Genomic DNA, 14,371 nt, shown 5'->3' with positions numbered 1-14,371 from the left:
CGGCAGGAAAAACAAGATGGAAGGGGAAAATGTGAAGAAAGTATTCAAATTGACAGATGCTTTTTATTCATTGTTGCTTTTGTTAATCCCGTTTTTTTTCGTACTGTGGATGCTCGGTATATTCAAACAGCCTTTTTCGGTGCATTGGGCTTTTTTGTTTACAATCATTTATTTAATCGCCTTATCTTCTAAATACTGGAAGGTTAGGAACCTCGAAAAATGTTTTTATTCACTCGGAGATAAAGCAGATAAGGAAAATACGGAAATCAAAAATAAGTACGAAAACTTAAAAGATGAGCATGAAAAGCTAAATAATGAGTATGAAAACCTGAAATATGAAAACACACAACTGAAGGAAAATGAAAAAGAAAAGATTGATAGATTACTAAGTGTGCTTAGCTTAATAAAACAGAGCTTAGAATTTATTGTGAAGCGGCAATCTCAGATTCTTGAAGATCGAGAACTGTCGAGGGAACACTTAGTAAAAGAGGAACAGAAAGCAACAACAGATGAAGCAATAGAAGAGAATATTGCTGAAATATCAGATTCAGATGAAATGCAATCTCTTGCAAAAACGATACCGGACAATGAAGAAAGAAATGACAGCGGGATACAGACAGAAGCGGAGACTACAAAGGAAGAAGAAGTTCCTGTTAGCTATCCGAAAGAAGGAAGCGGAAAACCTATTAATATTGAGCTGAAAAATCTGGAAGATGATGATTTATTATGGAAACAGGGAATGTTTTACGGTTTGGATGGTAGTGGCCCATTTGAAATTATAGAAAATTTAGAGAAGATATATATTTATCCACGAAGACTAAAAACGGGTGGAGAATTTTCATCAAGTAAGTGTGATGATTTCGGATACAAAAAATTGTTTAACATAGAACCTAAAGCAGACGATCAGATAAAAATCACCAAAATCATACCTGCCGAAGTAAAAATAGTAGGACAAGATAAAATTATACTGCTTAATAAAGGAAAAATAATCACATCAGAAAACGGATAAGGAATATAAGCTGTAAATCAGTTTTATGGGGGCAGAATTTTGGATAAACAGTTGAATGAATTGTCCATAATTGTTAAGGAAAAGCTGATAGATCTTGGGCAAAACGAGTTATTCTGGCTGGTTCTGACAGCGATAATACTCATTATTCTCATTGGGAACGAGCAGATGAGAAAAACAGGGCTCGGCAAAGGCATTATGGGTGCCATAAAGGAATTAATACTATATATTTCTGCGCTGATAGTGGACATTATTGATGCCGTGAAAAGTGCAATCAGCTTTAAGGATGGGATCAGGACGCTTCTTTTCGGACATTTTTCGGAAAGTGCACAGTTTGTCATGATGAATTATGCCATTACCTTCCTGAGTGCAGCATCTTTCCTTATGGTAACAGGCGGGCTGGATAATGTAATTGATACTGTATCAGCAATATTTATGGCTTTTGGGCTGCAGACAGCCTTTCTGCTTTTCTCTTCCAGGCTTGTCAGATATTTTTTCCCAAGATATGCCCGTGCAAGGAGAATAACAAGGTACTATCAGACAAAAAAAATACCAGGCAGAAAAATATCAAATACAGGCAAAGTGGACAATGATAATTTTGCAAGTGTATATAAAACAGTCTGCATAAACTCAGGTGATAAGGAAGGTGCAAATAGACAGCTGAAAAAAATAGCAAAGATCGGGAAAATAGTTATTATGTCATTTGCGGTTATTGTAACCGGCTTGATTTTATCATTTTTTTCTGCAGTTTATTTATGTGAACAAAGAATTGCGCGGGAAACGGCGGCGGACAGAGAATACGGGGTGGTCCGGTTCCTGGAAAAAGATCAGCAGCACTATAAAGAAAAGCTGGAGTTATATTATGAAAACACAAAAGATTTTTTGAATGATTTCCTGTATGAAGCGAGAGATATATGCAAAAAAGCAGAGGAAGAGGATCGGTCATCAAGAGCGACTGATATTATTAATGAACTTGCAAACGGAAAAGCTGATTTTGAAGCCGAGGAGTTTGCTGAGAATTTTAAATTATTTTTGGATGATATGCACGTTTATGATCAAAATTCCGATATTTTATTTGGAGAAACAGGCTATGATTTAAACGATTTAAAAATAGCAGTAGATAATTATTTAATCATGCGGGTATATTTTGCATCGGAAAACGAGGACCCACTTGATAATATACAAAATTTCTTAGATAGTACTGCTGATAGTAGTGGTGAGAACGCGGAAGGTGAGGCAAAACAATATGCAGAATTAATTTATCATTATTTGGAAAAGATGGAAATCTTCAGCAGCATAAGAGATGTAAATCCGGATAAAATCAGCGGTTACCCCAATTTCCATGAAAGCTCCTATAGAAATTATCTTGGCGCGCTGAACTGGCTCAAAATCATTGACCAGGAAGTGAGTGACCAGGAAAGATCCTTTGAAGAGGTTTGGTATCTTATTGCCGACAGGATGCACTTTTATGATTACCCTAAAACAGTTATGTCGATTGTGATGGGAGTGATTATGGAAGGATTTATTCTGGTTTTATGTTTCCTTCGGGGGCATTTAAGACCTGCAGAAAAAGCCTTGAAAAAAAGAAATGTTATAGCTGCAGCATTTATTAACCAATACATAGATATTGCTTCAGAACAGCGGGATTCTCATTGGAATGTTGTTATATGCCTTACCGCTGCGGCAGTCATTGCAGGCGGAATGTTGATCAGATATATCGGATGGCCCCTGATGGCTTATCTGCTTTTCATGACTGTGATTCTGTTCCTGATGTCTGCACTTCATTATTGGATCAGTTCAGCCCGGCTGAAAAAGGTGGTTAACAATGGTAACTTTAAAAAAGAAGAGGAAGAAAAAAAGAATATAAACTGTCTGGAGAGCCTGCTGAAAACTGATGCGGAAACCATGCTGAGCCAGGTTGAAGCAATGCCTCTGTTCAGGGAAATACTATTGGTGGAAAAGGCGGACGATTATTATCAGAGAAAGATATTTTATGAACAGGAAAAGGAAAAATTTAAAAAAGATTACAGATACCAAATTAAGCCCTATATTCCACATAACCTGGAGAAACTTATAACAGTAAGCGCGGAGATGGTAAATGGACTCGTTATTGACAGTGGTTCTATTCCCTCGAAGATGAAGGCTGAAATTGGCTTCCTGATGGAGGCGGAACTGGTATTTCCATTGCTGGATGAGATAGACCAATGTACAAAATTTTATGTTCTGAGCCATGAATTTTATGATCTTTTATTGGAAGTCCTGATGGACAGGGCCTTCAATACTGATAATATGGAGGCAACTTTTGAACAGGAGGTACTGTTGTATGAAGACAATGAAGATAGGTATTAAGTTCTTTATCACAATACTGTTCCTGTCCTTCTTCGTTAGGGCAACAGAATGCAAGGCAGAAGAAACACTGAGATATGATGATTTAAAAATTATGAAAAAAGTCTGTATTTATGTGGATATCAGTGGTTCTGTAAAAAGTATGGAGGAGTACAGGGAATATATTCTTTCCCTGCTGTACGACTATTTCTATAAATCGGATAGGGTAAAATGCAGAATCTATACCTTTGATGAAGATGTTTCCCAACTGGGGAATAATTATTCTTTACAGAGTGAGGAGGTGAGCTGGGATAGTTTCATTGATTACGGCAAAAAGAATACGGATCTGGATAAAGTGTTGGAAAATATTTTAGATCTGAAGACAGATGATGTTGAGCTTGAGAATGGTGATATTAATGAGCCATGGGAAGTGATTATAATTTCAGATATGTATGACAGTAAAAACAGCAGTCATTACGAAACAATGAATTGGGGAACAGTTCAAAATGCCCATTTGCACCTTATTACATGGGAAAATGAGTCTGAAAGAGTTAATGGACTGGAACAGGTGAAACTGAATGGAGTGGAAGAGATTCGGCTTCAGGAAGGAAAGAAAACGGATACAGTAAAAGCGGCAGAAGAAGTATTAGAGATGTGCGCGGAAATCATGTACGGATGCGGTATGAACTGGGAAAGCTTTTCTCAACTGAGCAATACCAATGGGAAAGCGGATGAGTATTATGTTCACTGCAATGAACCTTTGCCGGAATCTGATGCTTCAGGAATGACCCTGGTGGGAAGCGATGATACTGAAAATGGCTGCTTTTACTATACGGAAGGCAGAGAATTGAGAAAACTGGCAGGAGTGATAAAGGATAGAAAATGTGAGGTTATGCTTATACCTCAGATTACGGTCAGCTTTCAGACGGATCCCTTTACGGATTTCATTTATGAAGGAAGCAAATTTGAAGTGATAATTAAGGCGGAATATGATGGAAAGCCGACTGACATAATGAATAACAGTTGTCTTTGTTTTACAGAGAGAAATACAAAGAAGAAGCACAATATGCCGCTTACATATGAAGAGCCGGTATATGCAGGAAGTATTTATCTGGACAGAGGGGAATATCAGGTAACTGTAGAACGTTTTGGAAAATGTGCGGTTGGAATTAGACAGACTGTGCTTGTCAGTGCACCAAAGATAGATATATGTGCTGCTTCAGATAAAAGTCAGTTGAAAGATATACTTTCAAATATAGCAGTAACGGATGAAGAGGTACGGATTAATTTATCCGACTATATTGGCTGCATAGTTCAGACGGGACAGGGCAGACATGGGCTGCTGCACAACCCGGAGGATAAACTTGTTTACAGTGCCTGGTTTGATAAGAATAAGAATCAGACAACCCCCCGGTGCCGTGTCGAAGGAACCAACCTCATAATACTTGGCAAGGTGAAAGAAGAATCAATTATAAAGATACAAGTGGAATATTCTGAACTGAATAAATATACGCAGGGAGTCAGATTTGTAGGATTGTTTAAAGTCGGAGACGTTAAGCCTGATTAGTATGTACCGACGGGGGAAGGAAAATGAAAAAATCAGCAATTTTGCCAGCCATTTTAATATGTTTCTGCCTCGTTGGCAAAAAAGAGATTAATGCGGTACAAAATGCGGGACTGGTATCCGTCCATATAGATGATGATTATCAAATTCTTGAGAAAAAGGCAGAGGAGCAAAAAGAAAATGCAAAAGAAATAAAAAATGTCATTGACCGGATACAAAAAAGTTATACGAAAGATGCAGAAGGAGAACCAGTTAGTATCAATATTTATTTTTTTGAAGATGGAATGGAAGAAGTAATAGGAGAGAACAGTATTTCTTTTAAAGAAATACAAAAAGACTTACAGAAGATACAGACTTTATTATGGTTTGGAGAGAACAGCAACAGCGGTTGGCTGATTTCCCTGTCAGGTTCCAGAGAAGGTGTCAGAGATGTATATGAGGATATTATTTATCAACTAAAAGACGAACAGATGGAAGAGGACAAGGATTATTTTGTCATATCTAACGATGAACAAAAAGACAGAGAAATACAGAACGTATATTCCGGGGTAGCCAATGTCGTGCCTGCAGAAATCGCGCAATATTCGAATTTTAATTCAGGAAATCTGGATTTCCTTATGGTGAATCTGGAATATAAAAATATCCTAGAAAGGATATCTTATGGACTTGAGACAGATGAAAAAACGGAAAATAACAGTTTGTATCTGTATAAATATAAGGAGCAAGAAGGAGTGGGCCGGGACAAGCGGAATGAGTGGCAACTGTCATTTTCAATTGAGGTACCAAAACAGGCAAGGTTTTATTGGGATATTAAGAGCTATTTATGGGAAAATGGCAGGATAAAGGAATGGGTGAATGATGAAATTCAATGTTATACAAAGCATGATTCATTAGATGATGAAAAAATGAAAGAAACTTTTCAGATATCAGGGAAAGAAGTGCCGGATGGCAAACTTCTTATATGTGTAACAGGCCAGTTGAAGAATTATTGGGATAAGGAATATCTTTGGGTCAACGAAGTAGAAGGAGAGGCCGGTGAGTTCCTGAAGCACTTTTATAATGAGGCAGAAGAACGTTGGCAGGAAAGCGAACCATATGTTTACTTTGAGGAAATGTTTCTACTTGATGGATTGCCTGAAAGTTCCGTTGAAAATGAAAAGAGAGGTAATAAAAAATGGAAAAGGGATTTGAATATGATAATAGAGCGGAGGAAGAAAGTACATTACAAGGAAAAATTCTCTATAGTGTCCTGGCCCTGGTGATTCTGGTGGTGATTTTTTTATTGGGCTTTGCTTTGGGGAAAGCTGATGTAAAAAAAAGTATGCAGCCGGAGAATGCGAACGGGAATGTTGAAACAGAAATGATTTCTGAAACGACAGTAATTGAAGATATGAAACTGCAGATAGAGAATTTAGAGAAGCAGGTAGAAAAACTGGAAGGGAATTTGGAAATTCTGAGAGAGCGGACGGAGACATTGGAAAATGCGCTTGCTATTCAGCAGTTGCCGCAGATACAGCAAACACCACAGACACAACAGCTTGTACCTGAAGAAAAGGAAGACGGTGGCAGTGAGAAGAAAGACAGCGGTGGGGTAGGAAGTGGTGAAATATCATGACGTGTTTCTTTTACACATGCTCTTTCGAGACATGAATCGTGATAAGGGCATCTGGTACAGTCCGGGTGCATATGATGTTTCACCTCATTCGGATCCGCAAGAACAGAAAGATACACACCGCTGTGTCCATCCTGTGCACCCTGCTTTTTTTCACTTTTTCCGCGCAGGCTTCTGTCTTTATTAACTGGCAGCTTCTTTAGCCCATCACTTGAAGGTGGTTTAGAACTGTTCCTGGAATTTTTATTTAACTGCTCCTGAAGTTCCTTGATGGTCTGGTTAAGAGATTCAACAGTTGCGGAGAGATTTGCAACCTGTGCAATGAGTGCAGTATTCTGCTCCATTAGATTGCGCACAAATTCTTCCGTGATATTAATTGGCATCCAGACCACCTTCTTTCCTGATTTTATGCTTATATTTTACAGGAAAATTAAGGAAAAAGCGAATTAGCATAAATTTAACTATAGTCAAAATGACGGTGGATAAGTATCAAATTTCAAGGTTCAGGTGTCGCTGAATTTATTCAAAAGCTGTAGCTTACAGCCCTGAAACATGGTTATTTCAATTATTTGCGAAGTAATCCACAACAAAACAATTTCCGTAATATCTGTGGCTTTATTATCCACAGATTACAGGAAGCATAACGCAAAACAGAAAAATAAATTTCTCTGTTTTGTACAAATGTTACTTGAACGCAATTAGGGGTTCTGAATAGTTACGATCTTTCAATGATATAGAAGAAGTCAATGATTATAGAAGAAATAAATGTAATAGATGAAGGAGATAAAAAGATGCCTCAGAAAAAGTACACAATTAAGGTTGGTTATACCACAAATGTGTAGGAGAAGATGGAAAATAAGAATAAAAAGTAAACAGTAAGTTTGTTTCAGATCATCTAAATTCCACAGGGAAAGCAACCTGAATTGTAGGGTGAAAATAAAACTTTCGTTGATACGAATGGTTTATGCTAATATGATGGAAATTTGATGAATTTACACTCATACCCGACGTAAAGGGAAGATGTAGGTACATAACGCCTCTTGAAATTTAGGTTCGCTACGGTTGTTAACAGTTTAGTTGATGATAAATTAAAAAATCTGGATGGACTAAGACTATTGGAAACTTTGGAAAACAGAAAACTTAATATTGTAGTTGCGAGTCTAGGTATATCGATTAGTCTATTGAGGTGCTTCTGGCACAGCATAAACATGTAACGGCTGTGACATCATTCCGGAAAAGTAGAGATGATCAACAACCGGAAATCGCCCATACAGGATTTGTGTATAGAAAAATATCTGGCTGAAATAAGCCGGACTTGACCGCAACGCTGGGTACGAAAACAGTATATAGCAATGTGGATTTCGTCGCTATAGCAGTACTTGCGAATGTCTATGCCACGAAATTAGTGGCTTAAAATGACAGAGAAAATCATGAAAAATGAGTTACTCACAAGGAAAAAGTGATGTTCTCATCCAAGAAAATTAGTGGAAAAGGATTCAAAACCACACTCTCGCCACTAAAACTACTGAAAATCTGCATTTTGGATAGACATGGTGTGTGTATCGCTATAGGAAATAACGCGAAATTAAGGCGAGCTTCGGAGGTAGATTAACAGAGAAAACGCTGAAAAAACTTGGTCGCAGGCTGATGTACACAGTTGGTTGTGCGTATCCAACGGGGCGTTCTGTTCAAGGACGTGTGTGACAGGTCTATCCAATGAGGGTTTGGTTAGTGGGAAATCGGTGCTTTGGATAGACATGGTTGGAGTAGTGCTATAAAAAGCTGTGGGTGCTGGTGAGGTATGCAGAGGGCTGATGCTGTGTGGAAGAGCCTTATAAATCAAGAATTTCCGAGGATAGTCAATGTAGTAATACGGCAATAGCACTGTGAATAAGTCTATATCCAATTCAGTTTATTGTGGGGAAAGAGGAACACGGATTATCACAATAAACTGAATTGGATAGAACGAGGATTGAACACAGATGATACTGCTGTGAATTCGATGGAAACTACTCACAGAATACTTTGGCAAATAGCAGTTATGTATATCCATCAAAGTTTAGTGGAAGTGTGATGTAAGCGTGAAAGCAGACACTGAAATTGTTGGAAAGCCCTGTGGTTGAAGAAATAGACATATGGGAAAGGGCACGCAATTTAATGTGCGTGAAGAGGTAGTAGTTTTATGTTTGGAATTGTAGGATTCGTTGGAAAAAAACAGGCGGCTCCAATCTTGTTGGATGACTGTCTAAACTTGAATATAGAGGTTATGACTCAGCCGGGCTAGCGGTAAGAGACGGAGAAAAACCGGCAAATGTTATTAAGGCCAAAGGCAGACTTTCTGCTCTTTCAGAAAAAACGGATGGAGGAAATGCTTTATCTGGAACATGTGGTATTGGACACACGAGATGGGCTACACATGGTGAACCTTCTCAGAAGAATGCGCACCCACATGTTAGTGGTAATTGCACTGGATCAGGATCTGGAGAAGTAGAGGCTGATGTTGTTGGAGTACATAATGGAATTATTGAAAATTATGTGGAACTGAAAGAGAAGCTTTTGAAAAACGGTTACACATTTTATAGTGACACAGATACGGAAGTGCTTATAAAGCTTGTTGATTACTATTACAAAAAGTATAAGCTTGGTCCGGTTGATGCGATTGCAAAAACAATGGTACGTGTTCGTGGCTCATATGCTCTTGAAGTGATGTTTAAAGACTTTCCAGACGAGATTTGGGTTGCAAGAAAAGACTCTCCTATGATTATAGGCATTTCGGATGGGGAAACTTATGTGGCATCAGATGTTCCGGCCATTCTGAAATATACGAAACAAGTATATTACATCAAAAATCATTAGATGGCTCAGCTTAAACAGGGAGAAGTTTATTTTTTTGACTTGAATGGTGATGAGGTTGGTAATGAACTTGTAGAAATTAAATGGAGTGCAGAGGCTGCTGAAAAGGGCGGATACAAGCATTTCATGAAGAAAGAAATACATGAGCAGCCGAAGGCGGTAGCTGATACGCTTGCTTCTGTTCTTAAAGACGGGAACATTGACTTAGCAGAGATGGGGTTGTGTGAAGAAGAAATTAAGGAAATTGAGTCTATCACAATAGTGGCATGTGGATCTGCTTGGCATGTTGGAATGACCGGCCAGTATGTGTTCGAAGATATTGCAAAAATTCCGGTTCGCGTTGAACTGGCATCAGAGTTTCGTTATAGAAAACCACTATTAAGCAAAAAGCAGTTGGTCATGGTGATTAGTCAATCAGGAGAGACTGCGGATAGCTTGGCGGATCTAAGACTGGCAAAGGAAAAGGGATGTAAGACCCTGGGAATTGTAAATGTGGTTGGAAGCTCGATTGCTCGTGAAGCTGATTATGTGTTCTATACATTAGCTGGACCTGAAATAGCAGTTGCGACAACGAAAGCGTATAGTGCTCAGCTTATGGCAATGTACTGCATTGCACTTCAATTTGCAAAGGCCAGATGTGAGATTGAACAGAATGAGTATACTCACCTTATCGAGGAACTCCAATCCATCCCAGTTAAGATTGAAAAGATTCTGGATGATAAAGAGAGAATACAGTGGTTTGCAAGTAAGTGTGTAAACAAGAAGGATGTGTTCTTTGTTGGAAGAGGGATTGATTACGCTGTATGTCTGGAAGGCATCCTGAAACTAAAGGAAATCAGTTATATCCATTCTGAGGCGTATGCAGCCGGTGAATTGAAACACGGCACGATTAGTCTGATAGAAGATGGGACTCTTGTAATTGGTGTTCTTACACAGAACGAGCTCTATGAAAAAACAGTGAGCAATATGGTCGAGTGCAAGAGCCGTGGAGCGAATCTATGTGCAGTAACTGCTTATGGAATTTATGAAATTGAGGAAACAGCAGATTTTGTCACTTATGTTCCAAAGGTGGATGAAAGATTTATGGCTTCACTGGCTGTAATACCGCTACAGTTACTTGGATATTACGTGAGTGTTGCAAAGGGACTGGATGTTGATAAAACGAGAAATTTGGCGAAGAGCGTGACGGTGGAGTAGGTAGAGGTAGAGAAAAAAATGCCATTTTGGCATGGGAGATTTTTAAAATGAAGCAAAGAAGAGTTTGATAAATCATCGAATTTTGAGTTGCTATTGTGATAGTTAAGCAAGCGACAAATTAGACCCTGATACACAAGTTTTTGCAGAATTCTTCTAAGAATTTTAACCCATGGTAAAACGCATTAACAATTACATACAACCTACATAGGAATAAAAAATATTTAACATGATGCCGTGACAATACGGTGTTCATATCTTTGAATGACTGCAAGGTAATACACTTAGCCAAGTGTGAGGAATGCCCGGTGCATTTGGAAAAGAACATCCGTCCATGCCCAATAGATATGTATATAGATTCAATGAAAGTAAAAAGATGAGGAGTGTTTGAGTGATGAGGAAGAATAAAATCAGAATACTGCATGTAGCACAGGCTGCCGGCGGCGTGGATTGCTACATCCGAATGCTTCTCAAGTACTTGGATAAAGAAAAGTTTGAAAACATATTGGTTTGTTCACATGATTTTGATGGTGAAGACTACAAAGACCTAGTTGAATCATTTGAACAAATTGAGATGACTAGAGCGATTGGAAGCAATGACCTAAGAGCAATTGGAAAAGTCCGAAAGCTAATAAAGAAGTATACCCCAGACATTGTATATGCTCACTCTAGTAAGGCTGGTGCAATTGCACGAGTTGCTGACATTGGGATGAGGAATTGTTGTATATACAATCCGCATGGGTGGGCATTCAATATGAGATGCTCTACCAGGAAAAAAACAATGTACACAGCCATTGAAAAAATTGCAGCACCGTTCTGCGATAAGATTATCTGCATTTCAGATGCGGAGAAACAGTCTGCATTGGAGAAAAAGATTTGCAAAGTTGATAAGCTGCAGGTCATCTTTAATGGAGCGGATATTGAGGCATATGAAAAAGAAGTGCATGGCTCTGTCAAGAGAAAAGACCTAAATATTCCAGAAAATGCGTTTGTTGTTGGTATGGTTGGACGAATGAGTCTGCAGAAAGCACCTGATGTCTTTGTCAAGATGGCAAGGCTGGTGAAAGATAGAATTCCGAATGCGCATTTCATTATTGTGGGTAATGGAGAACAGGAATATGAAGTCAGAAAGTATGCAGAAGAGAACGGATTTAATGATAGCTTACATATCACGGGGTGGGTTGATAATCCGATGAGTTATGTGGAACTGTTCGATGTTGCTTGTTTGTTAAGCCGATGGGAAGGATTCGGATTGGTTCTACCGGAGTATATGATGGCGGGTAAGCCTATAGTTGCAAGCCGAGTTGATGCCATTCCGAATATAATTCGGGATGGAGAAAATGGTTTACTTGTTAGTGTAGACGATCCTGTTGGTACATATAAAGCAGTGATGCAAATTTATCAGAAAGATGAGCTGAAAGATAAATTAGTAGCACAGGGTATAGAAGATGTACATAACAGGTTTAACGCTCGGAGAGTTTCTGCGGAGCATAGTGAATTATTTAACAAGGAAATGGATTGAAATAATGAAAATAGCAATATTAACATGGTTACATAATGGAAACTATGGCACTCTTCTGCAGGCGTATGCACTGCAAAGTTTCCTGAAGGGAGAGGGATATGAAGTTAGCAATATTGACTTTAAGCCTTCTACAATAGAGAAAGTGAAAAATCTGATTAAATGTCATAACTCACTTTCATTGATTAGAGAAAAATTTGATGGATATTTAAGCAGAAAACAAGGAGAACCGGAATTATTATCCAAGAGAGATCTAGCCTTTGAACAATTTATGAATCAGAACATTAATTTAACAAAACAATACTCCAAAGCAGACACATTGACTGATCTATCAGGGAAATATGATGCATATATATGTGGTTCGGATCAAATCTGGTCCCCTATGCTTCTGAATCCAGTTTATTATTTTAACTTTTTATCTGAGAATGAACGTAGATATGCTTATGCATGCAGTTTTGGCGTAAGTGAAATTCCTACCAAAAAGAAAGAAATTATTCAGAACTATTTGGAAAAGTTTTCTGAGATTTCTGTCCGTGAAAATACAGGTGCAAAAATTGTAAATGCATTGATCGGAAAAAATGTGCCCATAAACGTGGATCCAACACTATTGCTGGAGCCTGAGAAATGGAATGAGTTAGTGATTAATCCTGAGATAAACGAAAAATATGTATTTGCTTATTTTTTGTCAAATAAGAAGTCATACGAAGAAATTGCAAAAAAGGTTGCGCAGAAATATAGCTGTAAACTTGTTCTGGTTCCAACGCAAAAAGAACACTACGCATTTGAAGGCGTGGTTATTCAAAATGCTGGTCCATGTGAATGGCTTGGCTTGGTTAAGAATTCTTGCGCTGTAATCACTGATTCTTTTCATGGAAGTATATTCTCATTTGTTTTCAAAAAGGATTTATATGTAACAAAAAGATTTGATGACGCGAGTATTAGGTCACAAAATTCCAGAATTTATACTTTGCTAGAAACATATGGGTGCGAAGATTGTATGATATCCGGTGTTCAGGATATTGAGAAGAGTCGTGATTTAAATTGGGAAGCGCTGCACAGGAAAATGGGAAGAAATGCGTCTAAGTCAAAAGAATGGCTAAATGTATGCTTAAAAGGAATGAATGATGAAGTGTAATTTAGGGAATGTAGGTGAAGAGTCTTGCAATGGTTGTGGTGCTTGTTATCAGAAGTGTCCAAAACATTGCATCCAGATGGTTGAGAACGATCGCGGTTTTTTACTCCCTCAGATTGGTGATGGATGCATTTCATGCGGTCTGTGTGTGGATGTTTGCCCGGAAAGGAAAAATACTGAATTCGTCAATAAAGTAGTCGAAGTTTGGGCTGCTGCGGATATCAGAGATGATATTCTAAAAGAGAGCACATCCGGTGGTGTATTTGTACTGTTTGCAGAACAAATTTTATCCCAAAACGGCGTTGTATTTGGTTGTACGTGGGAGGTTGGTTTCCGTGTAAAGCATATTAAAGTAACCAAAATAGATGCGTTGTTCAACATTCAAAAGTCGAAATACATTCAATCGAATACGGCTGATACTTTCAAAGAGGTGCAAGGCCTATTGCAAAACGGTGTTCCAGTTTTATATAGCGGAACTGGATGTCAAATTGCAGGACTTCGCTCTTATTTGGGGAAAAACTATGATACTCTCTATGCTGTGGAAGTAGCTTGCCACGGAGTACCTGCACCCGGTCTATTTGCGAAATATATTGCATGGCTTGAAGCAAAATACAGCATTAAAATTGCAAACTATACTTTTAGAAATAAAGTGAAGCATAAAAAGGGAGAGCATTATACATTTTCATTTGAGGATCAGAATGGAAGAAAGATTTATAAGTACTCCAATGAAGATCCATTTTATGCATCTTTTCTGAAGGGAAAAACATTAAGAGACACCTGCTATCACTGTAAATATAAAAATTTTAATCACACTGGAGATATATTGTTGTGTGACTTTTGGGGAATAGAGAAAGCTCATCCTAGTTTTGATGCGAAGTACGGGGCATCTGCGGTATTGATCTATAGCGATAAGGGGAAACGTTTATTCGAAGAGATTCCAAGAAAAACTATTCGGAAGGAAAAGTCTCAATATGAAGCAGTTGTTGCCAGCAATTCTAGTGTGATTAAGAGTGCAGATGTTGGATGTAGAATCCAGTATAGCTTGAAGGATAGCGATGTTGTTGAAAGGATGATTCCCCCAAAATCCCTAAAAAATTTTGTTAAAAACCATATTCCGGAATGGATAAAATATAGCTTCATAAAAAAGCTGTAAACAATGGGAGAAG

General features: G+C 38.2%; 8 protein-coding genes and 2 pseudogenes. 9 read left to right on the top strand and 1 reads right to left on the bottom strand.

Translation table 11 applies throughout. The features are described 5' to 3' along the window. Positions 1 to 16: 16 nt before the first annotated feature. The 5 genes from DXC51_RS04780 to DXC51_RS04760 all read left to right on the top strand — a co-directional run bounded on the left by DXC51_RS04780 (position 17) and on the right by DXC51_RS04760 (position 6,510). Positions 17 to 1,009: a synaptonemal complex protein 1 gene (locus DXC51_RS04780; protein WP_117543955.1), complete on the top strand. Its 993-nt coding sequence runs from the start codon at positions 17 to 19 to the stop codon at positions 1,007 to 1,009. 879 nt (positions 1,010 to 1,888) lie between these two features. Next, the gene (locus DXC51_RS29260; RefSeq protein WP_147332337.1) at positions 1,889 to 3,355 is read left to right on the top strand and encodes a hypothetical protein; all 1,467 of its coding nucleotides are present in this window, start codon (positions 1,889 to 1,891) and stop codon (positions 3,353 to 3,355) included. Next, a complete protein-coding gene (locus DXC51_RS04770; RefSeq protein ID WP_117543953.1) occupies positions 3,330 to 4,898 on the top strand; it encodes a hypothetical protein in 1,569 nt (522 codons plus the stop codon). The genes DXC51_RS29260 and DXC51_RS04770 overlap by 26 nt, the downstream gene beginning before the upstream one ends. A gap of 23 nt (positions 4,899 to 4,921) precedes the next feature. Further along, on the top strand, positions 4,922 to 6,157 hold the full coding sequence (locus tag DXC51_RS04765; protein ID WP_117543952.1) for a hypothetical protein: 1,236 nt from the start codon (positions 4,922 to 4,924) through the stop codon (positions 6,155 to 6,157). Beyond that, on the top strand, positions 6,070 to 6,510 hold the full coding sequence (locus tag DXC51_RS04760; RefSeq protein ID WP_147332336.1) for a hypothetical protein: 441 nt from the start codon (positions 6,070 to 6,072) through the stop codon (positions 6,508 to 6,510). The genes DXC51_RS04765 and DXC51_RS04760 overlap by 88 nt, the downstream gene beginning before the upstream one ends. 128 nt (positions 6,511 to 6,638) lie before the next feature. Here the strand turns inward: DXC51_RS04760 and DXC51_RS30535 are convergent. Beyond that, positions 6,639 to 6,851: pseudogene (locus tag DXC51_RS30535) on the bottom strand (DUF6444 domain-containing protein); the annotation flags it as partial. Positions 6,852 to 8,689: 1,838 nt separating this feature from the next. Between DXC51_RS30535 and glmS the strand changes: the two are divergent. The 4 genes and pseudogenes from glmS to DXC51_RS04735 all read left to right on the top strand — a co-directional run bounded on the left by glmS (position 8,690) and on the right by DXC51_RS04735 (position 14,358). Then, positions 8,690 to 10,557 (top strand): annotated as a pseudogene (glmS, locus tag DXC51_RS30530) (glutamine--fructose-6-phosphate transaminase (isomerizing)). Between the two features lie 391 nt (positions 10,558 to 10,948). After that, entirely contained in the window at positions 10,949 to 12,076 is a 1,128-nt protein-coding gene (locus DXC51_RS04745) for a glycosyltransferase family 4 protein (protein WP_117543950.1), read from the top strand. Positions 12,077 to 12,080: 4 nt separating this feature from the next. Next, positions 12,081 to 13,208 (top strand): polysaccharide pyruvyl transferase family protein, encoded by a 1,128-nt coding sequence (locus DXC51_RS04740; RefSeq protein WP_181970027.1) that lies wholly within the window; start codon positions 12,081 to 12,083, stop codon positions 13,206 to 13,208. Next, a complete protein-coding gene (locus DXC51_RS04735; RefSeq protein WP_117543948.1) occupies positions 13,195 to 14,358 on the top strand; it encodes a Coenzyme F420 hydrogenase/dehydrogenase, beta subunit C-terminal domain in 1,164 nt (387 codons plus the stop codon). Before DXC51_RS04740 ends, DXC51_RS04735 begins: the two co-directional genes overlap by 14 nt. The last annotated feature ends 13 nt before the right edge of the window (positions 14,359 to 14,371 follow it).

It is taken from the genome of Eisenbergiella massiliensis (genome assembly GCF_003435485.1).
Note: the sequence above shows the minus strand (reverse complement) of the source record. Positions and strands in the feature narration are given on the sequence as shown.